Source organism: Vreelandella sulfidaeris Esulfide1 (assembly GCF_054072535.1).
In genome coordinates this window covers 1,042,787-1,065,948 of record NZ_CM133364.1, presented here as the reverse complement: position 1 = coordinate 1,065,948, position 23,162 = coordinate 1,042,787, and the positions used below count along the sequence as shown (strand labels likewise).

Below are 23,162 nucleotides of genomic sequence, written 5' to 3'. Positions count from 1 at the left end.
TAAATCCTATTTTTGTTAGGCTTTTAAAATAACTACCCTTTAACCGAGCCCGCCGTCAGCCCGCGCACAAAATATTTTCCCGCCAATACGTACACCACCAGCGTGGGCAGCGCCGCAATCATCGCCGCCGCCATATCCACGTTGTATTCGCGAACGCCGGTAGAGGTATTCACCAGGTTATTGAGCGCAACGGTGACCGGCTGGGTGTTATGGGCTGAAAACGCCACACCAAACAGGAAGTCATTCCAGATTTGAGTGAACTGCCAAATGACCGAAACCACGATGATGGGTGCGGAAACTGGCAGCAGGATGCGCCAGAAGATGCGAAAAAAGCCCGCGCCATCCAACTTCGCCGCCGATACCAGCTCGTTAGGAATGCCCACATAGAAGTTGCGGAAAAACAACGTGGTAAAGGCGATACCAAAGACCACGTGCACCAGTATCAACCCGGCGCGGGAACTGGAAATCCCCAGCCAGCCGAGGGTTTGCGCCATCGGCAACAGCACCACCTGGAAGGGAATAAAACAGCCAAACAGCATCAGTGCAAAAACTAATTCAGAGCCTTTAAAGCGCCATTTAGTCAGCGCGTAGCCGTTCAGAGCACCGATAGTGGTTGAGATCAGCACAGCCGGAATGACGATGGCAAAAGAGTTCCAGAAGTAACCCCCTACCCCATCGCAGCGCATTCCCGTGCAGGCTTCTCCCCAAGCTTTTGTCCACGGCGCCAGGGTCGGGCTTTGTGGCAGTGACAGCAGCGACCCGGCGCTGATTTCGCTCAGCGGTTTCACCGAGGTCATCAGCATGACCACCAGCGGTAAAATATAGAACAGCGCGGCGAGGATCAGTACGCCATAGAGCAGGCCACGGCCCAGCCGCGCAGCGGGCGTCTGACGACGAATCACATTAGCCATGCTTGCGGCTCCTTAATTCGGAGTAGAGATAAGGAATCAAAATCGCCAACACACCGCCCAACATCAGCATGGCACTGGCAGAGCCCAAGCCAATCTGCGCTCGGGTAAAAGCGTGGGCGTACATAAAGGTGGCGGGTAAGTCGGTAGCGTAGCCAGGCCCACCGCCGGTCAGCGCGACGACCAAATCAAAACTCTTGATGGCGATATGCGCCAATATCATCACCGCACTGAACACTACGGGGCGCAGGCACGGCATCACCACGCGCCAATAAATACGCGGCAAGCTGGCGCCATCCAACTGGGCGGCTTTTACAATACTGTCGTCAATGCCCCGCAGCCCGGCTAAAAACAGCGCCATGACAAAGCCTGACGCCTGCCATACGGCGGCAATTACCAGGGTATAAATCGCCATATCCGGGTCAGTGATCCAATCAAATCGGAATGACTCAAAGCCCCAGCTCTGCACCATCGCCTGAATACCCAACTGTGGGTTAAGCAACCACTTCCACACCACACCGGTAACGATAAACGACAGCGCCATGGGGTAGAGGTAAATCGTGCGCAGCGCGCCTTCCTGGCGAATTTTCTGATCGAGCAGAATGGCCAACAGCGAGCCAATGACGAGACAAACGAGTACGAATAGAACGCCAAAGATCATCAGATTGGTCGAGGCGACCCACCAGCGCTCATTGGTCATTAAGCGCGCATATTGGCCAAAGCCAACAAAGTCGTAGCTAGGCAGCATGCGCGAGCTGGTTAACGAAAGCACAAACGTCCACAGCATGAAGCCGTAAACAAAGAACAGCGAAATCGCCACTGACGGTGCCAGCACCAAGCGAGGCAACCACGCCTGCAAACCACCGGAGGGCGTCGATCGCTTAGCGCCAGCCCCTAAAGGCGTCGCAGAGGTATTTTTCATGGGGAGGGAATCTCTCATGGAGAAGTATCCTTGCCAAGCAGCATAATGTTCTTACTAAGCAAAATAGTGTTCTTGCTAAGCAGAATAGGCGCCGCCGTTGCAGCGGCGCCTGGAGAACGCAAGCGCTAGAAAACCTAGAAAGAAGCCGCTTCGGCGGCGCTCACCATACGTTCTGCCGCTTCTTCAGCGGGCATGTCGGCGTCGTTGAAGTAGTTGGTGACCACATCGAAAATAGCGCCCTGCACATCCGCACGCACAGCCATACCGTGGGCCATACTCGGCACTAAACCGCCCTCTTCGGCGGTACGCTGGAAATCGGCCAACGACTGCTGAGCACAGCTATCGAACTCGTTCATATCCAGGTCCGGCCGCGCTGGAATGGAGCCTTTGGCGAGGTTAAACGCTTCTTGGAAGGTAGGCTCAAGCACCAAGCGGGCAAGCGCCTGCTGTGCCTCGCGCTCATCCTCGTCGGTGACCCGGAACATGGCGAGGCTATCAATATTGAAGGTGAACGCATCTTGGGTGCCCGGTGCTGCGGCACAAAGGTAATCTTCCCCAGCGGTCAGTCCTGCCGCAGTAAACTCGCCTTTCGCCCAATCGCCCATGAGCTGAAACCCGGCGTCCCCTTCAATCACCATGGCCGTGGCGATGTTCCAGTCGCGCCCAGGCATGCCCTCATCCATTAGCTCCCGAGTACGTTTGAAGTCTTCAAGTGCAGCGATCATCTGCTCACCACCCAGCGCTTCCGGGTCAAGCTCGACCAACGCCTGCTGATAAAACTCAACGCCTTGGCCACCTAACAGCACACTTTCGAATACCGTCGCGTCCTGCCATGCTTGCCCACCGTGTGCCAACGGTACATAGCCCGCTTCGCGGATAGCCTCACCGGCTTCGAACAGTTCATCCAAGGTGGTGGGCATTTCGACCCCTGCCGCCTCCAGTACTTCGGGGTTGGCCCACAGCCAGTTTACCCGGTGCACGTTAACAGGTACCGCCACGTATTGGCCGTCGTAGCGCATGACATCGGCCACCACTTCGGGCAGCAGTTCATCCCAACCTTCGGCGTCGGCAACGCCGTTCAAGTCACCCAGCAGGCCCAACTCGCCCCACTCCTGAATCTCGGGGCCTTTAATCTGGGCCGCTGAAGGCGGGTTGCCCGACATGGCGCGAGACTTAAGCACCGTCATGGCGGTTTCACCGCCGCCCCCGGCCACGGCAAAATCCTGCCAACCGTAGCCTTCGGCTTCCATTAACTCTTTGAGTACGTTAGCGGCGCGGGCTTCGCCACCGGAAGTCCACCAGTGCAACACTTCCACTTCGTTAGCGTGGGCGGTAGAAGCTAGCGTGACGCCTGCCAGGGCAAGCGTGAGAGTCGTTTTCTTCAACGTCGACATGGAGTAACTCCTTATATTGTTGTTGTCCGCTCGGACGTTCGACACCGAAGAGGTTACGCCAAGGCGAGCGTCAACGGGAGTTACTGAGTGCTGCAAAGTGTTGGGGTTTTATTACAAGCCTGTAATAGTTTCCTGCCGGGGGAGCGAGAGGGTCACGACCAGCCCTTGCTCTTCGTGGTTGGCGAGCTGAATATCGCCGCTGTGGGCGCGGGCAATATGCCGAGCGATGCCTAGGCCCAGGCCGCTGCCACCAGTATGTCGGCTGCGCGACGGTTCCAGGCGGACAAACGGCGAAAACACTCGTCCTAGCTGCTCTTCGGGAATGCCAGGGCCGTAATCGCGAATACGCAGGGTGACCGCATCACCCTCGTCAAGCAGTTGAACTTCAGCCTGCTTGCCATAGAACACCGCATTCTCAAGCAGGTTCGCCAGACAGCGCTTAAGTGCCAGCGGTTTAGCGATCAGCGGTGCAACTGGATGATTGGTTTTCTCAATAATCAGTCGTTCGCCCTGCAGGCTAAGTTCTTCAGCCAGCTCTTCAAGCAGCGCCACCAGGTCGACGGGCGCTGGCTCCTCGTGCAGATCCAAGCCTTTCACCGAGGCCAAGGCGCCCTTGACCAGGCTATCCAGCTCATCCAAAGAAGCGCAAAAGCGCTCGCGCTGGTAATCATCTTCGAGCATTTCGGCGCGTAGGCGCATCCGGGTTAAGGGGGTCTTCAAATCATGGGAGATCGCCGAGAAAAGCCGCTCGCGCTCCTCAATCTGCTCGCGGATGCGCCGCTGCATGCGGTTGAACGCTACGGCGGTGGCAGCGACCTCTTTGGGGCCGCTCTCTTTTAGCGGCGGCATATCCAAATCATCGCCCAATTGATTGGCTGCCCGCGAAAGCCGCGCCAAGGGGCGGGTCACACTGGTGATGCCCAATAGCGAGAGCGCCAGCACGCTCAGTAGCACCAATAGCCCGACCAGCAAACGCTCCTCAGAGAGCCAGCGATAGCCGCTGAAAATATCCGGTACGCCCAAGAGCGTGGCCACATATAGCCAGGTGTCCGGGGCAAGCTCCAGTTGGACGACCAGAATCGGTGGCGAGAGCGGTTCCATCAGCAGGCTATGTTGCCCCCACCGCGGCGGCAGATCATAGAGCAGCACTTCATTATTCAGCACCCGCAGGTTTTCCGGGCGGGAAAACTCGACAATCACATCATCGATATTAAGCTGCTGGGTGAGCACCGAGCGCACATTGTTAACAACCACCTCTTTTTCCGGTCCCGAACCAATATCATCGATGGTGAGCCTGCGCTCGTTAACGCTGACGAAAAAACGCGTGCCGCCCATATTACGCAGTTGATCGAGCACGATATGGCGGTAGTCGACGGGCAGCGAGCGGAAAAACTTCATGGTGGAGGCGATACTAAACGCCATATTGGTGGAGAGCTCATCAAGCTGTGCCAAGTGGCTGGAGCGCACCTGGGAGGTCCAGATCGCGTAGCTGGCCCCTTGGGCGACCAGCACACCAGCGATCATGATGATTACAAAGCGCCCGCGCAGCGACGCCGGCAGCCAGCGGGCCACTCGTCTGGATAAGCGTCGTCTGGTCTCAGCCCACCCAACGTGTTTCACGTTAGTGCGTCTACCTGGGCAGTTAACACATAGCCCGCGCCGCGCACCGTGCGAATTAACTGCGAGTGCTGAGCATCTTCACCCAACCGTTGACGCAGGCGGCAGACATGAACATCAATGGAGCGGTCAAGTGGTGGCGCATCCCGCCCACGGGTAAGCGCGTAGAGATCATCCCGAGTGAGTACCTTCGCCGGGTGCTCTAAAAACACCTGCAATAGCTGAAAATCAGCCCCTGAAAGCGCGGCGCGCTCGCCCTGCAGGTCAATCAACTCGCGAGTCATGCGGTCGAGCTGCCAATTACCAAAACTGACCCAGCGCGCCTGCCCGGCGGGCAGCGCAGGCGGCACACTGCGAGTGCGGCGCAGTACCGCTTTAATGCGCGCCAGCAATTCGCGTGGGTTAAACGGCTTGCCCAGATAATCATCGGCACCCAGTTCAAGGCCTAGAATACGGTCGGTCTCATCGGCGCTGGCGGTAAGCATAATGATCGGCACATCGCTGTGCTTACGGACCTCGCGGCAGATGGTAAAGCCGTCGTCCCCGGGCAGCATTAAATCGACAATCAGCAAGTCAGGAGTGTGTTCCGCGCGCAGCGAATGGAGCGCTTGGGCACCGTCTGCCGTAAAGACCCGGTAACCGTGCCGCCCCAGGTAGTCAGCAAGCAGTTCACAAATTTCCGGGTCATCGTCGACCACAATTAAAGTAGCGGGGATTGTCGTCATCGCAGCGGGTTTAGCCCTACACTATTGTCGTTATTGGGCTTTGATGATGGTGGAGACGCTAAATAGTAGCAATACCGCTACGACCAAGGTTGCATTAGCATCGTGAACTATAGCGCTTAAAGCCCAAACCGCTCGCGCAACAGCACAGCCACGGCCGCTTCGCCGTGATGACCTATCTGGCGTGCGGCACTCAGATGCCCGGCCATCTCCGGATGCGAGTTCAGCATAAAGTGCGGCTCGCCCACTAGGCTCAACATCTCGACATCGTTGAGGTTATCGCCAAAGGCCAGACAGTCTTCAGGCGCAATCGAGAGTCGTTTGAGCAGCGCCGATAGCGCCACTCCCTTATTGACGCCCCCTGCCATGATCTCCAGTGAATCGCTGGTTGAGTAAGTCACGTGCAGCATGCCGTCGCTGATCTCGCGGATCGACGTCTCGATCTTGAACAGCGCATCAGGAGGCCCGCCATAAAGAATCTTGCCAATTCCTTCGGTAGGCATCTTTTCAGGCGGCACGACCTGATAAGCAAAGCCTGTGGCAGCGTGCATGTTCAGATAGCTTGGCATCTCGGCATCGATATACCAGGCGTCATCCATATACAGGCTCAAGCGCACGCCGTCCGGACGTGGAAGTCGAATCAGTGCCGCGGCCTGGCGAGGGTCAACGTGGTTGGCATCCAGCAACTGATCGTCCGGGTCGTGGGTGTAGGCGCCGTTACTGCTGATCAGATGTATAGGCAGGTCGAGCTGGTCCCTGAACACTCGCATGTCGGCATAATGACGGCCCGAGGCGAGCACTAACTGATGCCCGTGGTTCACCAGCGTTCTCAATACCTCAATAGTGTCTGCGTGTAATCGGTGATCGCTGCCCAGCAACGTGCCATCCAAGTCAGAAACAATCAGGCGGGGGGTCATAGTGCGCTCCATCAGCATGGGTATTTAGCTTAACCGATTCTTTCGAGCGCATGTAAGCCTTTGACGCGCCGTCATCAGCGTCACCTTCCTATAGCGGCAATTGGCGTGGCAAGCGGGAATCCGTATAGTGGCACCCTAACTCTCGCCAACTGATTGAGCTCATGCTTCAGAATAACGCCATGCTTGCCCAGCTCAAGCAACAGATTCGTCAAACCACCCCCCGTGCTGAAGGGGTGATCAAAGCCACCGACAAAGGTTTCGGTTTTCTCGAAACTGACGACGATGAATCCTATTTCGTGCCGCCGCCCGCCATGAAGCAAGTGCTGCACGGTGACCGTGTGGAAGCGGTTATTCACGAAAACGGTGACAAAAAATCGGTTGAGCCTGAAAAGCTGATTGAAGCTGGGCTGGATCGATTTGTGGCCCGCGTTCAGAAGCGCGAAGGTCGTCTGGCCGTGGTGCCCGACCATCCGTCGATTAAAAACGTTATCAAGGCGCGAATTAAGAACAATCTTGATGAAGAGAGCATTGCTGACGGCGATTGGGTCGTTGCACGCTTGGTGCGTCATCCGCTGAAAGCCGATGACCGCGCCTTCTTTGCCCAGATTGATGAGCTGGTCGCCAAAAGCGATGACCCGGCAGTGCCGTGGCGGGTCACGCTTGCACGCCACGCGCTAGAGCAAGAGTGCCCCGATGCGGGTACCGATTGGCCGCTGCTGGATGAAGGCCTGACTCGCGAAGACTTAACCGCCACGCCCTTTTTCACCATCGATGGTGAGAAGACCCGCGATATGGACGATGCCCTGCACATCGCACCTCGCGAGGAAGGCGGCTGGCGCCTGAGCGTGGCCATTGCCGACCCTACCGCTTACGTAGCAGAAGGCCACGCCGCTGACTTAGAAGCGCGTACCCGCGCCTTTACCGTTTACCTGCCCGGCCAGAACGTCACCATGCTGCCGGAGCAGCTGGCAGACGATCTCTGCTCGCTATGGGAAGGTAAAGAGCGCCCCGCGCTGGCCTGCACGCTGGATATCAATGCCGACGGCAGCCTGGGCGAGTATCGCTTTTTTGCGGCGAACGTTAAATCCCACGCCAAGCTCGTTTACGATAACGTCTCCGATTGGATCGAAGGCCAAGGTGAATGGGCGCCCGCCGATGATATTGCCGAGCAGTTGACTGCGCTGCGTGATTTGACCGAGGCGCGTACAGCTTGGCGCAACGAACACGCGTTGGTGTTTAAAGACCGCCCCGACTACGTGTTTGATCTCGATCCCGCTGGCAACGTATTGGCGGTGCGCACCGAAGAGCGCCGCATTGCCAATCGCATGATCGAAGAGTCGATGATTGTGGCGAATGCCTGCTGCGCGGACTTCCTGGCCCAGCATATCGGCCACGGTATCTTTAATGTGCACCGCGCGTTCGAGCCCGAGAAAGCCGAAGCCGCCCAGGAGTTCCTGGCAGGGCAAGAGATCGTGGTCGAACGCGAAGCACTGACCGAACTGGCCCGCTACACCGAGCTCAAGCGTGCGCTGGAAAGCCGCGATGACGCCTGGCTGGATGCGCGCCTGCGCCGCTTCCAGGGCTTCACCATGATGTCCGCGCAGCCCGGCCCGCACTTTGGCTTGGGCCTTGCCGCCTACGCGACTTGGACTTCACCGATTCGTAAGTATGGCGATATGGTTAACCACCGCCTGATCAAGCGCGTACTGAAAGGCGAACAGGCGCCCGCCGAAGCCACCCAGCAGCTCACCGAGCAACTGACGGAGCGTCGCCGCCTGAACCGCATGGCCGAGCGCGACGTGAAAGACTGGCTCTACGTGCGCTACCTGACGCCCGCCGCGCAGAACCAAGACACCTTTGAGGCCGAAATCATGGCCATCAACCGTGGCGGTATGCGCGTTCGTCTGCTGGAAAATGGCGCAACCGCCTTTGTTCCCGCCCCTTTAATGCACAGTGACCGCAGTAAAGTGGTCATTGATGATAAAGAGGGACGTATCCAGATCGAAGGCGAAGAGCGTTATAAGTTAGGCGATCCGCTTCGCGTTATCTTGACCGAAGCCCGCGAAGAGACCCGCTCGTTGGTAGCTAAACCCGTTGCCTAGGCTACATCCACGTTAAACAATAACGGCGCCCTTGAGGCGCCGTTGTTGTTTCTGTCGTGCGAGCGGTTATTTTGATAATCAGGCTGTCTACACTTAAGCAAACTAGCGATTGATTAAAACGCCGTATGGCTTATCGCTGAGGGCAAGGTCATTGCTGGTTTATGCGCTGATTCACTTCTCACGACAGCGTCATCTATTTGGAAAGCAGCTACCAACTCGCGAAGACGCCCAGCTTGATCTTCCAAGGAAAGTGCCGCGTTAGTCGACTGCTGAACCAACGTACTGTTCTGTTGAGTGGTAGAGTCCATCTCGGTAATAGCAGTATTAATCTGCTCAATACCACTACTTTGTTCACGAGTGGCGGAGGATACCTCGGCCATCAGCATAGCAAGACGCTGAATCACTGCTTCCGTTTGACCAATGGTCGCTGCTCCTCGCTCCGCTTGATCAGAACATAGCTTTATTTTGCCCCGCGTATCATCCAGCATGCTGCGAATCTCGCTGGCTGACGCGGCACTGCGGCTTGCCAGCGAACGAACTTCGGTTGCCACTACCGCAAACCCACGACCTTTCTCACCAGCACGCGCCGCTTCCACGGAGGCATTAAGGGCCAAAATATTGGTCTGAAAGGCGATCGCATCGATGGCTTCAACGATCTTGTTCATGCTAAGCGATGCGGCCGTCACTTCGCGCATTAATTCCACGCTTCGCGCCACTTCTTCACCACCACTTTGCATCTGCCGCGAAGCATTATGGGCCAACGTATCAGCCTCTTTGGTTGAATCGCTGTTCTGGCGAACCGTTGCCGTCATCTCCTCCATGCTTGAAGCCGTTTCCTGTAAGGCAGCCGCCTGCTGCTCAGTACGAGCGGCAAGTTCCTGCCCCCCTTGGGCAATCTCATTAGCCCCGTTCAAGACATTTTCGCTTGAATCACGTAGTGAGGCGACCAGCGTCGTAAGCTGCTTGCTCATGTAGGCCATCGAACTCAATAGCTGAGCGGTTTCATCCCGCCCGGTGAGTGTAATATCGTGACGCAAATCGCCTTCCGCTACACGCTGGGCGACCTCAACGGCTCTCCGCAAGGGCAATACGATACTGCGCGTAATGGCAATGGCCAATGCCAGAGCCATCAACAGCGCCACCCCAGAAAAGATACAAAGCTGCCAAAGGGTGGCTCGATACTTTGCATTTATCGCCTCATTGGCGGCTTTAACACCCGCATCAGCCACTAGACTGATTTCGTCCGCCAGCTCCTCAAGCCGGTAGATACTGTCTTTATGCTCACTGAACGCCAGGTTGGCTTGGGAGGTGTCGGTAATGCTCCCACGCTCAATCTGACGGTAAACCGTCATAAAGCCCTCAACGTATCCTTGAAGAACGCCTTGCGCCTGTTGGTACAAAACATCTAGGCTATTTTGTTCAGAAAGCTGCCCCCCCAGCTCAAAGGTAGTCTGAATTTCCTCGACGGTGGCAACCCAACGTTGCTGATAGTCCACCACCCGCTCAGGACTATCGATATTGATAAAGATATCCTTTTCAAAGCGTCGCGCTTGCAGCGAAAGGCGTTGGATCTCCGCTGCGTTGCTCGCTAACGCTACATCCGTGTTCAAGGTTCTCTGGGCGGTATTTTTAGTAACGGTGATTCCCATCACCCCTGCTATTAAGGTCCCCAGGAGAAATAGCGAAACCAAACCAAACGCCAATGCTAAGCGTGTGCCGATCTTGAACCGTGAGAGCATGGAAACGTCCTAATAAGTAAGCGAGATATGGTTGTCGGCATAAAAAACATAAACTTTAGTTCTATTTATATACAAATTATTACTAATATTTATGCTAAATCAGCCATCTCTAACCGCATGGATGACAACCATACGGTGTTAGGGCTTACTTACTGATCAATCGGTTCGTACTGCTCATATTGGCTTTCTCTAAGATCCGATCTGCCGGTGCTGCAAGAAAAAGCGCAGCATCTCTTTGGAGGCATTGGGCCCCTTGGGATCGGTGTAGCTTCCTTGGGTACTGCCGCCTGACCAAGCGTGGCCCGCTCCGTGTATTTGCCACTGCTCCAGAAGTGGCTCGCCCTTCGCATTGGGGTACGTAGTACAGGTGTAGCCGTGGCCATTGGCTACCTTCCCTTTCTCTACCGCTGCCCCTGCTCGTCGAGATGTGCGGTACTGGGCAGCCACGCGTTCCGCATTGCTGGGGTGCACGGTGGTGTCGCGGTCGCCATGAAAGATAATCGCTGGCACGTCTGATGCCCAACTAGCGCCTTTTGCTTTACCTCCGCCAAGAGGCCCTGTGCCACCCTGCATGGCACCTAACGCATCGGGAAGGCTCTGCGCCACTCCATGGGGCAGCCCAGAGTGTATGCCCACTGCCGCGAACAGATCTGGATAAGTCATCGCCAACGTGGTCGCCATGGCCGCACCTGCCGATAGCCCTGCTACATAGACTCGGGAGGCATCTAGCCTATGGCTCTCAATGATCTGGCGGGTCATACCGGCAATAATCGCGGGTTCACCGCCCTCGCGCTGCTGGTCTTCGGCTTTGAACCAGTTCCAGCATTTCGAGTGGTTGGCGGTCATTGGCTGGGCTGGGTAGAGCACGCAACACAGCTGCTCTTCGGCCAGCCGGTTCATATTGGTACCAGCGGCAAAGTCATCGGGATTCTGCGTACAGCCGTGGAGCATTACCACCAGCGGTAGCGCCTGCCCGTGATAGCCGCTGGGAATATACAGCTTGTAGTCACGCGCGCCGGCATGGTTAGAAAAATGGCCGCTAGTGAATGTACCCATACCCGTTTGTCGAGCATGGCCAGGCTGGGAAGCTGATGCCTCTGACGCTGGCTTTATTATCGGCTCTTCTTCATCGATGACCTGACAAGTTCCATCGAAAGTCTGACCACCTCGGTAAGCATTATCCGGTGCTTCCTCCTGCCTTGCTTCAGGCACGCCGCCCTGAAGCAAGGCCATGGCTTCTTGCAGTTTGCCCGCGCGGGTGAGGCGCGTTGCTTCTTCCATTCGCTTAGACATAGTCGCGTCGATCATGGTCAATGTCCCTATTAAGTAATTCAGTAATGTTTAAGTCAGTGGATGCGATCGGCAAGAGCAGCCTTAACCGCCTTACTAGCGTGCAGCGCGCCCAACACCATCACCGATTCAATGGTGTCACAAGCAAGCTCCGGTGTGACGTCGTCGGCAATGCTGGCCATGCCCAGGACCTGTATCTGCAGCATCTCGCCCGCCGACTTGAGAGCTTCCAAGTCCGTACGGCTATAGTGCTCAAGCCCCAGCACAAATGCCTTGCGGGTAACGGTTTCTCTAACGACCTCAGCATGAGTCGCTAGTTGATTACGAATGGCCGTGCGGATCAGATCGGTTCGATTGGAGTAAAACCCCTCCTGCACCAGTAGGTCGATCTGCCCCAGGTCGACCACCCCTAGATTAATGGTGATCTTCTCGCTGGAATCACCGCCCTTACGGCGCATTTCATGCACGCTCATGTGTCTTTCCTCGCTGCGCTTAGTAACCGGGCACCTTTTGATGCGGTTTAAAACATCTTTCAACGCTCATTAAAATATCTGCCTATGTTCAAAAAGCATCCAATTAGAATCCATATACCATCCATATGGATGTTATATTAATCCAGCCCGGCCAAGAGTCAATAAATAAGCAAAAATAAAAGGCTCGGCTCAACTGTCGCTGAACTGACTTATTTCTCCTTTATGGTGAAACGATGACAGTCTTTATGGTTGGAGATCAGCTTGCACATTGCCGATGTGACGATGTTCCACGCGCCCGCCAGCGGCGGTGTGCGAACCTATCTACAGGCCAAACACCGCGTTTTTTCACGTCTTCCACAGCTGCGTACCAGCCTGCTGGTGCCGGGAGCGGAGCGCGATAGCTTGGGCGACCACCACACGCTACCGGCGTTACGTCTTCCTTTGGGGCAAGGCTATCGCTTTCCGCTACGCGGCTCGCCATGGCGCGATGCCTTGATTGATCTAAAACCTGATCTGATCGAGGCAGGCGACCCCTACGTAACCGCTTGGGCCGCCCTCGCAGCAGGTCAGCGGCTCGGCGTGCCGGTGGTAGGTTTTTATCACTCCGATCTTCCGCGCTTAATGGGCGATCGTTTTGGCCGCTACGTTGAGAAGCGCTTAGCCCGCTACGTGGCGGAACTCTATCGCCAGTTTGATAGTGTACTGGCGCCCTGTAACGCGATGGCCAATCGGTTGCGTGGCTGGGGCGTCGAGAATGTGCGTGTTCAACCCCTAGGTGTTGATTTAACGCAATTTCACCCTCAGCAGCGTGATCCTGCTTTTCGCCAGACGATGGGCATCCCCAGCGATAAAAAGTTACTGACCTTTGTGGGCCGCAACTCACGCGAGAAAAATATTGATGTACTGCTTGCAACGATGCGCAAGCTGGGCAGCGATTATCACTTGCTGCTGATGGGCCCGGGCATGCCCCATCACGTACCCAGCAATGTCACTGTTGTGGATCGCTGCTGTGGTACCCATGAGGTAGCGAAAGCACTGGCCAGTAGCGATGCCTTGCTGCATGCCGGCACCCGGGAAACCTTTGGTTTAATTGCCCAAGAAGCCATGGCGAGCGGAATCCCAGTGGTCGCAGCCAGAGCAGGCGCGCTGGCAGAAAACGTGCCGCTGGGCGCTGGCATTTTATGTAAACCGCTTGACCCTACCGCGATGGCCGAGGCCTGCGCAGCGCTATTCAGTAACGATGTCGCCGCCAGTGGGCACTACGCGCGTCGTTATGTGGAGCGCCATTTCAATTGGGATAGCGTCATGCACTCACTGCTTGAGCACTATCAGTCTCTTTGTCATGGCAGCCAACCCTATGCTCTCCCCCAACACCGCTAATCAGCGGCAGTTGCTAAAGTGGCGGCCAGTGCATGGGCTGATGATTGCCCTGGCGCTTATTGCGCCACTGGTGCTCACCGCATGGCTGGGTGGCGATGAAGCACTGCAGCGCGTAAAACACTTCCCGCTCGGGTTGTTACTGTTGATGCTGATGATGGCCTTCCTGTGTTGGAACCTTAATGCCGCAAGGCTACGTTTGATGCTGAACGGCCGTGCCGGCAGGCTCGGCCAGCGCGGCGCCCTGGGCATTGAGTTGGCGTCCAAGTTTGCACTATGTGCCACCCCAGGTGGGAGTGGCGGCGCGGCCACCCTGCTATTATTGCTTGCCCGGCGCGGTTTTCCGCCAGCGAAAGGAGCAGCCGTGTTTCTGGTCGATCAAGGCTGCGACTTACTTTTTTTCCTGACCATGCTGAGTGGCCTGGTGCTCTTTTCACTGGTCAGCGATACCCAGTGGCCTCATCAATCATTAGTGCAATGGGCACTCGTTGGTTTAGCTTTTATGGCAACACTGATCAGTGTGGTAATGCACTATTTGCCAAGCCTATTGCGGTCACCCAGTGTAAAAACGGCATGGCCGAGCCGCTATCGGCGCCGCTGGCTCGCGCGGCGCTTATTGCGCTGCCGACATGCGTTAAGGGTGACCCTTAAGCTGCCGCGTTCGACGCTATTCATGATGATGCTACTGACCGCTACGCATTGGCTAATGCGCTATAGTTTGCTCTATTTAGCAGTACTGGGGGTAGGCGGGCACGCAGATTGGATGTGGACATTCTTGACCCAGATGCTGGCGATGGCAGCCAGCCAATTTAGTTTTCTGCCCGGCGGCGCGGGTGCTGCCGAGGTGGGTGTGGGAAGCTTGTTACTGCCTTTGATGGAGCGCGAGCAGGCCGCCGCAGCGGTATTGGTGTGGCGGTTGGTCAGCTACCATTTATATTTGGCGGCAGGCGCACCGCTGTTTTTGTTATATAGCTACCGACTGCTACATCGCTCACCGACACAATAACCGTTAAGGATGACCGTTTAGAAATGAATAAGGGCGCCCCGAGGGGCGCCCTTATAGCGTGCAGCTAAACGTCAATAGCTTACCAGCCAGTGACTTCTTTCAGCGCATCGCCGATTTCAGCCAAAGAACGTACGGTTTTAACACCGGCGTCTTCAAGAGCAGCAAACTTCTCGTCAGCGGTGCCTTTACCGCCGGAGATGATCGCGCCCGCGTGGCCCATACGCTTGCCAGGAGGTGCAGTCACACCGGCAATGTAGGAAACCACTGGCTTGGAAACATTGGCTTTGATGTAAGCCGCTGCTTCTTCTTCCGCCGTACCACCGATTTCACCGATCATGACGATCGCTTCGGTTTTCGGGTCCTTCTCGAACATCTCAAGGATGTCGATGAAGTTAGAGCCCGGAATCGGGTCACCGCCGATGCCGACACAGGTAGACTGGCCAAAACCGTGATCAGTCGTCTGCTTAACGGCTTCATAGGTCAAGGTACCTGAGCGCGATACGATACCGACGCGGCCCGGCTGGTGAATGTGACCCGGCATGATGCCGATTTTGCATTCACCCGGTGTGATAACACCCGGGCAGTTCGGGCCGATCAGGCGTACGCCCAGCTCGTCACACTTCACTTTAGCTTCGAGCATGTCTAGCGTAGCGATGCCTTCGGTGATGCACACAATCAGCTTGATGCCAGCAAACGCAGCTTCAAGGATTGAGTCTTTACAGAACGGCGCCGGTACGTAGATCACGCTGGCGTCCGCGCCGGTTTTCTCTACCGCTTCTTTCACGGTGTTGAAAACGGGCAGACCGAGGTGCTCCTGGCCGCCTTTACCCGGCGTAACACCACCGACCATTTGCGTACCGTAGGCAATCGCCTGCTCGGAGTGGAACGTGCCTTGGCCACCGGTGAAGCCCTGGCAGATGACCTTGGTGTTCTTATCGATCAGGATGCTCATTACTTGCCCTCCGCCGCTTTAACGACCTGCTGAGCCGCGTCGGTCAGACTGGTAGCCGCGATAATATTCAGACCGCTAGACGCTAGTTTTTCAGCACCCAGCTCGGCGTTGTTACCTTCCAGACGTACGACAACCGGTACGTTGACGCCTACTTGCTCAACGGCACCGATAATGCCTTCAGCAATCATGTCGCAACGTACGATACCGCCGAAAATGTTAACCAATACGGCTTTAACATTGTCGTCAGAGAGGATGATTTTGAACGCTTCAGCCACGCGCTCCTTGGTGGCGCCGCCGCCAACGTCCAAGAAGTTAGCAGGCTTGCCGCCGCTCAGGTTGACGATGTCCATGGTACCCATGGCCAAACCAGCGCCGTTCACCATGCAGCCGATGTTGCCATCGAGCGCGACATAGTTGAGTTCCCACTTCGCCGCATCGGCTTCACGCTGGTCTTCTTGCGAAGGATCGCGCATGGCCTGCAGGTCAGGGTGACGGTACAGCGCGTTGCTATCCAGACCCAGCTTGGCGTCGAGGCAGTGTAGATTGCCTTCTTCAGTGACGACCAGCGGATTGATTTCCAGCAAGGCCAGGTCTTTGTCGTGGAACAACTGAGACAGGCCTAGGAAAATCTTGGTGAACTGCTTGATCTGGTCGCCTTTCAGGCCCAGTGCAAAGGCAAGTTCACGCGCTTGGTACGGCTGTGCGCCGACCAGCGGATCGATTTCAGCTTTGAGAATCTTTTCTGGCGTCTCTTCTGCAACCGTCTCGATCTCAACACCACCTTCGGTAGAGGCCATGAAGACCACACGACGGGTAGTACGGTCGACCACAGCACCGAGATACAGCTCATCGGCGATGTCAGTGCACGTTTCCACCAAAATCTTGGCAACCGGCTGACCTTTTTCGTCAGTCTGGAACGTCACCAAGTTTTTGCCTAACCACTTTTCTGCAAACGCTTTGGCTTCAGCCGGATCTTTAATCAGCTTAACGCCACCCGCTTTACCACGGCCACCGGCGTGCACCTGGGCTTTAACGACCCACATGTCACCACCGATTTTTTTGCAAGCCTCTTCCGCTGCTTCGGGCGTGTCGACGGCAAAGCCTTTAGACACTGGTAGACCATAGTCGGCAAACAGCTGTTTACCTTGATACTCGTGAAGATTCATCGATTCATGCCATTGGTTGCATGTGACTCGAACGATGATCAGTTTTCTTTTAAGAGCAGTCTTACAAGAACGGTCTTAAAAGAACTGGTCATCCCCGTTCTTTCGATCTTTGTGTATTACTACAAAGCCGAAAGTGTTGCGCCACCCATAGGTGGCGCTTCGTTGTTGCTGACTGAATTACTTACGCTTCTTACGGTTGGCCATATGAATCGCGTGGCCTTCCACCGCAAGCGCTGCTTCATGAACAGCTTCCGACATAGTCGGGTGCGCGTAGCAGGTCAAGGCCAGGTCTTCGGCGCTAGAGCCGAATTCCATGGCGATCACGCCCTGGGCGATCATCTCGCCAGCGTGTTGACCTACGATGTGCATGCCGAGAATACGATCAGTTTCCGCATCGGCAATAATTTTGGCACTGCCTTCGGTGGCGTTGTTAGCCATCGCGCGGCCACTTGCCGCGAACGGGAAGGTGCCGGTTTTGACTTCGATACCTTTCGCCTTGGCGTCTTGCTCGGTCATACCGACCCACGCCACTTCCGGATAGGTATAGATGACGCTAGGAATAGTATCGTAGTTCATCTCGGCCTTATGGCCAGCAATGATATCAGCTACCATGATGCCTTCTTCAGACGCTTTGTGCGCCAGCATCGGGCCGCGTACACAGTCGCCGATAGCGTAAACGCCCGGCACGTTGGTACGGCACTGGTCGTCGACAAAGATGAAGCCACGTTCGTCCAGCTCAATGCTAACGCCGTCGGCAATCACGCCTTTGGTGTACGGGCGACGACCGACACAAACGATAAGTTTGTCGAAGGTCATCTCCTGCTCACCGTTGGCATCGGTGTACTTAACAATGACTTCTTCACCGTTAGTTTCCGAGCCGGTAACGCGCGCGCCTAGCTTGATATCGAGACCCTGCTTCTTAAGCAGCTTTTGCGTCTCTTTAGCAACGGTGGCGTCGACCATCGGCAGGAAGGAATCCATGGCTTCCAGCACGGTCACTTCAGAACCCAAGCGATTCCATACACTGCCTAGCTCAAGACCGATAATGCCAGCACCAATCACACCCAAACGCTTCGGCGTTTCGGTGAATTCAAGCGCGCCGGTAGAATCAACGACCAAGCCTTCGGTTAACGGGGTCGGTGGGATTTCCACCGGCACAGAGCCCGCAGCGATAACGATGTTATCGGCATCATAGGTGGTGGCATTGCCGTCCTGGTCGGTGACTTCGACCTGCTTGCCAGACACCACTTTACCGGTACCTTCGATAGCGGTAACGCCGTTGGCCTTGAACAAGCCAGAGATGCCGCCGGTCAAGTTCTTAACGATCTTGTCCTTGCGTGCCATCATCTTGGTAACGTCCATGGAGACGTCGCCGGCCTGAATACCCATGTCATCGAAGTCGTGCTTGGCTTCGACGAACTTGTGTGACGCTTCAAGCAGTGCTTTAGACGGGATACAACCTACGTTCAAGCAGGTACCACCGTGAACAACATTGCCTTCTTTACCAATCCATTTTTCAACACAGGCCGCTTTCAAGCCCATCTGTGCAGCACGGATGGCGGCGACGTAACCGCCAGGGCCGGCACCAATAACGATCACATCAAACTTATCAGCCATGTTGGCTCCTTTAGCTTGCTGGCCTCCCCCCATTTTAACGTAAACCGGGCGGGAGGCTGTGTGCGAGTGCAGTTAAATCCTGGTTAAGCAAGTAGCGTACTCAATCATTATTTCAATAACGATGACGCTTATACTTTAGACATCCAGCAGCAGACGTGCCGGGTCTTCCAGCAATTCTTTCAAGGTAACCAAGAATTGGACGGCGTCTTTGCCGTCGATCATACGGTGGTCATAGGAGAGCGCCAGATACATCATCGGGCGAATCTCGACCTTGCCGTTGACTGCCATCGGACGATCCTGGATTTTGTGCATGCCCAGAATGGCGGTTTGCGGCGGATTGATGATCGGGGTCGACATCAAGGAACCAAAGGTACCGCCATTGGTGATGGTGAAGGTACCACCAATCATGTCGTCCATGCCCAGCTTGCCGTCACGACCACGCTTGCCGAAATCGACAATTTTGCGTTCGACATCAGCAATTTTCATGCTGTCCGTGTCACGCAGTACCGGCACGACCAAGCCACGGTCGGTAGAGACCGCAACACCGATATCTTGATAACCGTGATATACGATGTCGGTGCCATCGATAGAGGCGTTGACGTCCGGGAAGCGCTTGAGCCCTTCAGACGCTGCTTTTACAAAGAAGCCCATAAAGCCCAGCTTGATATCGTGCGCTTTTAGGAACGTTTCTTTGTATTGAGCACGCAGGGCCATGATTTCGGTCATGTCCACTTCGTTGTACGTGGTCAGCATCGCCGCTGTTTGCTGCGCCTGAACCAGACGCTTGGCGATGGTTTGACGCAGACGGCTCATCGGTACGCGCTTCTCGATGCGCTCACCCTCAGCCGCCGGGGCTGCAGCCGATTTCGCCGGTGCAGCCGATTTGGCTGCTTTCTTGGCGGAACCGTCTTTGACCGCTTTCTGAACGTCTTCTTTCAGGATGCGGCCACCTTTGCCGGTGCCCTCAATCTTGGAAACGTCCAGATCGTGTTCAGCGACCATTTTGCGTGCTGCCGGGGCAAGAATTTTATCGCCCACTTTTTCATCGGCGCCATCGTCACCGGCATCGCTGTTGGATGCGGGAGTTGATGAAGTGGCGCTTGTCTGATCGCTGCCACCACCTTCAACAAAGGTTGCCAGTAGCGCTTCGGATTCTACTTGGCTACCCTCTTCGGCTTTGATTTCAGCCAGGGCGCCATCGGCCGGTGCAACCACTTCAAGCACCACTTTATCAGTCTCGATGTCGGCCAGAACGTCATCACGCTTGACCGCTTCACCGACTTTTTTGTGCCAAGTGGCCACGGTGCCTTCCTGGATTGACTCAGGGAAGCTGGGCGCTTTTACGTCGTGCTGCTTGCCGCCGCCGTTACCGCCACTGGCAGGCTTTTCTTGCTTCTCTTCAGACGCCTTTGCGTCAGGCTTCTCTTCGGTTTTTTCAGCACTGTCATCGCCAGAAGATTTCTCTTCTTTGCTGCCCGACGCACTGCCTTCGCCGATTTTACCCAGCACCTGCTCAGACTCGACGGTATCGCCCTCTTCGGCCATCACGTCGGTCAGGGTACCCGCTTCCGGTGCGACGACTTCCAGCACCACTTTGTCGGTTTCAATTTCAACAATCAGCTCGTCACGCTCAACGCTGTCACCCGGCTTTTTATGCCACGCCGCCACTGTGCCTTCGGCAACGGATTCCGGAAAGGTTGGCGCTTTGATCTCAGTAGCCATGTCGTTTCCCTTATGTGTTCTCTAAATCCAGTGGCCGCTTATAAATTGAAAGCGTCTTCCACCAGCTGGCGCTGCTGTTCAGTATGGACGGACATATAGCCAGCTGCTGGTGCAGCAGAGGCAGGACGTCCTGCAAATTTCAACTCACGTCCGAGGCCGTCTTTCAGCATATCGGCCACTGCACGCATATTGTGCTGACTGGAGTACCAGGCGCCCTGATTCAGCGGCTCCTCCTGACACCACACGATGTCTTCTACGTTGGCATAGCCTTGCACCGCTTCCAGAAGCTCTTCTTTCGGGAAGGGATATAGCTGCTCAAGACGTAAAATTGCTGTGTCATGGCGCTCATTCTCAGCGCGCCACGCAGCCAGGTCGTAATAGACCTTGCCAGCACAAAGCACCACGCGTGTGACCTTCTCCGGCGCAAGATCCGCTTGGTCAGCAAGCACCATATGGAACTTACCGTGGGCCAGATCTTCGAGGCTCGACGTCGCTTCTTTATGACGCAGCAGCGATTTAGGTGTCATCACGATAAGCGGCTTACGCAGCGGACGAATCACCTGACGACGCAGTAGATGATAAATCTGCGCAGGTGTGGTCGGTACGCAGACCTGCATATTGTGCTCGGCACACATTTGCAGGAAGCGCTCCAAGCGCGCCGAAGAGTGCTCAGGACCCTGGCCTTCATACCCGTGTGGCAACAGCATGGTTAAACCACACACCCGGCCCCACTTGGTCTCGCCCGAGGAGATGAACTGATCCACAACGACTTGGGCACCGTTAAAGAAGTCCCCGAACTGGGCTTCCCAGATCACCAGATCATTCGGCGCGGTGGTTGAGTAACCATACTCAAACGCCAGCACGGCTTCTTCCGATAGGAAGGAGTCATGAATGGTGAAACGCGGCTGACCATCGGCCATGTTCTGAAGCGGCACATAGGTAGAGCCATCTTTCTGGTTATGCACCACCGCATGGCGGTGGGAGAAAGTGCCGCGCCCTACGTCTTGCCCGGTAATCCGAATCGGATGCCCTTGATCCAGCAACGTGGCGTAGGCCAGCGTTTCAGCAAAGCCCCAGTTAAGCGCCAAACCACCGGCCTGCATTTTACGGCGATCTTCGTAAATCTTGGCTACTTGACGCTGCACATCGACGCCGTCCGGCACTTCGCACATGCGAGCAGCCAACTGCTGCAGACGCTTCATGTCCATCGTTGTATCGGCGTCGCCGGTCCATTCGTGGCCCAGGTAAGGTGCCCAATCAACGAATAGAGAGGCATTGGGCTCTTGCACCAATGCGTTGGCAACGTGATTGCCTGCGACGAGATCATCGCGATAGGTTTCGACCATCGCTTTGGCGGACTCTTCAGAGATCACGCCCTGATCAACCAGGCGCTGGGCATACAACGAACGCGCAGAGGGATGATCTTTGATCTTGGCGTACATCATCGGCTGTGTGCCTGACGGCTCATCAGCTTCGTTGTGGCCACGACGACGGTAGCAAACAAGATCAATCACCACGTCTTTTTTGAACTGCTGGCGATAGTCGAGAGCCACTTGAGTAGCGTGCAACACTGCATCCGGGTCATCGCCATTGACATGGAAAATAGGCGCTTGAACCATCTTGGCAATATCAGTGCAGTATTCGGTGGAGCGTGCATCCTGTGGGTGCGATGTGGTGAAACCCACCTGGTTGTTAATCACGATATGAATCGTGCCACCGGTTTTATAGGCACGTGTTTGAGACATCTGGAATGTCTCCATCACCACGCCTTGACCGGCAAACGCCGCATCACCGTGAACGTTAATCGGCAGCACTTTGCTGCCCTCTTCGTCGTTACGACGGTCCTGACGCGCACGCACCGAGCCTTCCACGACAGGCGCTACGATTTCCAGGTGCGATGGGTTAAACGACATCGCCAAATGGACTTCGCCACCCGGGGACATGACGTTTGAACTGAACCCCTGGTGGTACTTCACGTCGCCTGAGCCGCGCTCAATGACTTTCTTGCCGTCAAACTCATCAATCAAGTCAGCTGGGTTTTTACCCAAAATATTGACCAATAGGTTCAGACGCCCACGGTGCGCCATACCGATGACCACTTCCTTGGTGCCATAACCACCAGCACGTTGGATCAGTTCATCCATCATCGGCACAAATGTTTCACCGCCTTCGAGGCCAAAGCGTTTGGTACCTGGATACTTGGATGCCAGATAATTCTCCAAACCTTCGGCAGCCGACAGACGCTCCAGCACGTGTTTACGCACATCGGCGCTGAAATCAGGCGCACTGCGTACCGACTCAAAACGTCGCTGCAACCAGCGTTTCTCTTCGGTATCGACGATATGCATGATTTCGCAACCGATAGAGCGGCAATAAGTGCGCTCCAGCGCATCAACGATGTCACGCAGAGGCGCTTTGTCGATACCTAAAAAGAAAGAACCGGTCTGGAACTCGGTATCCAAATCAGCTTTTGAGAGCTGATGAAAGGACAGGTCGAGGTCGGGGACGGGGGTGGGATTACGCAGTCCTAGCGGGTCGATATTGGCCTTTTGATGGCCACGAAAGCGGTATGCGTTAATCAGCTGCAGGACTTTCACCTGCTTTTTGTTTTCCCCGCTATCGGCAGCGGCGACTACACGGCCCGGACGACTTTCGCGCCCCAACTGGTAGAACTGATCACGGACTGGGCTTAGTGGAACATCGTGGGAGGCACTGCCCTCGGGACGCGGCAATTCATCAAAATAGCTGCGCCATTCATTAGGGACAGACTCAGGATCGGCGAGGTACTGCTCGTAAAGCGCTTCCACGTAGTGAACATTACCGCCACTAACGTGTGAGGAACGCCACATCAACTCCATTATGCCTTGTTGCATCTCTCGGTCACCCTGCACTGATGGGGTGGTATCGGTATCGTCGCAAACGTGCGGCGACATCGCTATTGCCCTGCCGGCGGGGCGGGACATTTGCCGGCGGTGCCGGCCAACGGCCGGAAACCCTGTTCGTCTAGCTATTCTTCATCTAACGCTTTTCTTCATTAACACTTTATGTCACATCTAGCGGTCATAAGGTGTTTCGTCTTCAGTTCATGCTCGAAAGCCGGTACCCCAGGCACCGGCTTTCAAACTTGTCTGACCAGCGGTGCGACGCGACGCCGCACCACGTGACAAACCCTATGATAACAAGCGAAGCCTCATGATTTAAGTGGCATTATCAACCAACTTAAGTGGCACACGCATTT

The 23,162-nt window shown here is 55.7% G+C and carries 17 protein-coding genes; 3 read left to right on the top strand and 14 right to left on the bottom strand.

What is annotated here, in order from left to right; all coding sequences use genetic code 11:
* Positions 1-32: 32 nt before the first annotated feature.
* The 6 genes from ACW44H_RS04950 to ACW44H_RS04925 form a co-directional block, all read right to left on the bottom strand.
* Positions 33-911 carry a carbohydrate ABC transporter permease gene (locus tag ACW44H_RS04950; protein WP_457507370.1) on the bottom strand — a complete coding sequence of 293 codons (879 nt, stop codon included), beginning with the start codon at positions 909-911 and terminating at the stop codon, positions 33-35.
* The gene (locus ACW44H_RS04945) at positions 904-1,830 is read right to left on the bottom strand and encodes a carbohydrate ABC transporter permease (RefSeq protein ID WP_457508934.1); all 927 of its coding nucleotides are present in this window, start codon (positions 1,828-1,830) and stop codon (positions 904-906) included. The genes ACW44H_RS04950 and ACW44H_RS04945 overlap by 8 nt, the downstream gene beginning before the upstream one ends.
* Positions 1,831-1,964: 134 nt before the next feature.
* Positions 1,965-3,224, bottom strand: coding sequence for an ABC transporter substrate-binding protein (locus ACW44H_RS04940; protein WP_457507368.1), 1,260 nt, complete (start codon positions 3,222-3,224; stop codon positions 1,965-1,967).
* A 111-nt stretch (positions 3,225-3,335) separates the two neighbouring features.
* Entirely contained in the window at positions 3,336-4,844 is a 1,509-nt protein-coding gene (locus tag ACW44H_RS04935; RefSeq protein WP_457507366.1) for an ATP-binding protein, read from the bottom strand.
* Positions 4,841-5,566 (bottom strand): response regulator, encoded by a 726-nt coding sequence (locus tag ACW44H_RS04930; RefSeq protein WP_457507364.1) that lies wholly within the window; start codon positions 5,564-5,566, stop codon positions 4,841-4,843. The genes ACW44H_RS04935 and ACW44H_RS04930 overlap by 4 nt, the downstream gene beginning before the upstream one ends.
* A 116-nt stretch (positions 5,567-5,682) precedes the next feature.
* Positions 5,683-6,480 carry an HAD family hydrolase gene (locus tag ACW44H_RS04925; RefSeq protein ID WP_457507362.1) on the bottom strand — a complete coding sequence of 266 codons (798 nt, stop codon included), beginning with the start codon at positions 6,478-6,480 and terminating at the stop codon, positions 5,683-5,685.
* Positions 6,481-6,641: 161 nt separating this feature from the next.
* Here ACW44H_RS04925 and ACW44H_RS04920 point away from each other — a divergent pair, with 161 nt between their 5' ends.
* On the top strand, positions 6,642-8,582 hold the full coding sequence (locus tag ACW44H_RS04920; protein ID WP_457507360.1) for an exoribonuclease II: 1,941 nt from the start codon (positions 6,642-6,644) through the stop codon (positions 8,580-8,582).
* A 113-nt stretch (positions 8,583-8,695) separates the two neighbouring features.
* On the opposite strand, the gene ACW44H_RS04915 is transcribed toward ACW44H_RS04920, so the two are convergent.
* From ACW44H_RS04915 to ACW44H_RS04905, 3 genes are all read right to left on the bottom strand, one after another.
* On the bottom strand, positions 8,696-10,321 hold the full coding sequence (locus ACW44H_RS04915) for a methyl-accepting chemotaxis protein (protein WP_457507358.1): 1,626 nt from the start codon (positions 10,319-10,321) through the stop codon (positions 8,696-8,698).
* A gap of 189 nt (positions 10,322-10,510) precedes the next feature.
* A complete protein-coding gene (locus ACW44H_RS04910; RefSeq protein WP_457507356.1) occupies positions 10,511-11,629 on the bottom strand; it encodes an extracellular catalytic domain type 1 short-chain-length polyhydroxyalkanoate depolymerase in 1,119 nt (372 codons plus the stop codon).
* A gap of 38 nt (positions 11,630-11,667) precedes the next feature.
* Positions 11,668-12,084, bottom strand: coding sequence for a CopG family transcriptional regulator (locus ACW44H_RS04905; RefSeq protein ID WP_457507354.1), 417 nt, complete (start codon positions 12,082-12,084; stop codon positions 11,668-11,670).
* 261 nt (positions 12,085-12,345) lie between these two features.
* Between ACW44H_RS04905 and ACW44H_RS04900 the strand changes: the two genes are divergently transcribed.
* Both ACW44H_RS04900 and ACW44H_RS04895 read left to right on the top strand, forming a co-directional pair.
* Positions 12,346-13,464, top strand: coding sequence for a glycosyltransferase family 4 protein (locus ACW44H_RS04900; RefSeq protein WP_457507352.1), 1,119 nt, complete (start codon positions 12,346-12,348; stop codon positions 13,462-13,464).
* Positions 13,442-14,467 (top strand): lysylphosphatidylglycerol synthase transmembrane domain-containing protein, encoded by a 1,026-nt coding sequence (locus ACW44H_RS04895; RefSeq protein ID WP_457507350.1) that lies wholly within the window; start codon positions 13,442-13,444, stop codon positions 14,465-14,467. Before ACW44H_RS04900 ends, ACW44H_RS04895 begins: the two co-directional genes overlap by 23 nt.
* Before the next feature lie 79 nt (positions 14,468-14,546).
* Here ACW44H_RS04895 and sucD read toward each other — a convergent pair whose 3' ends face one another.
* The 5 genes from sucD to ACW44H_RS04870 all read right to left on the bottom strand — a co-directional run bounded on the left by sucD (position 14,547) and on the right by ACW44H_RS04870 (position 22,797).
* Complete coding sequence (gene sucD, locus ACW44H_RS04890) at positions 14,547-15,419, bottom strand: succinate--CoA ligase subunit alpha (protein ID WP_113270370.1); 873 nt, start codon at positions 15,417-15,419, stop codon at positions 14,547-14,549.
* Entirely contained in the window at positions 15,419-16,585 is a 1,167-nt protein-coding gene (sucC, locus tag ACW44H_RS04885; RefSeq protein ID WP_113270369.1) for an ADP-forming succinate--CoA ligase subunit beta, read from the bottom strand. The genes sucD and sucC overlap by 1 nt, the downstream gene beginning before the upstream one ends.
* 177 nt (positions 16,586-16,762) lie before the next feature.
* Positions 16,763-18,202, bottom strand: a complete 1,440-nt coding sequence (lpdA, locus tag ACW44H_RS04880; protein ID WP_447042503.1) for a dihydrolipoyl dehydrogenase — start codon at positions 18,200-18,202, stop codon at positions 16,763-16,765.
* 135 nt (positions 18,203-18,337) lie between these two features.
* Positions 18,338-19,924 (bottom strand): 2-oxoglutarate dehydrogenase complex dihydrolipoyllysine-residue succinyltransferase, encoded by a 1,587-nt coding sequence (gene odhB, locus ACW44H_RS04875; RefSeq protein WP_457507347.1) that lies wholly within the window; start codon positions 19,922-19,924, stop codon positions 18,338-18,340.
* A gap of 38 nt (positions 19,925-19,962) precedes the next feature.
* A complete protein-coding gene (locus ACW44H_RS04870) occupies positions 19,963-22,797 on the bottom strand; it encodes a 2-oxoglutarate dehydrogenase E1 component (protein WP_457508932.1) in 2,835 nt (944 codons plus the stop codon).
* Positions 22,798-23,162: the final 365 nt, after the last annotated feature.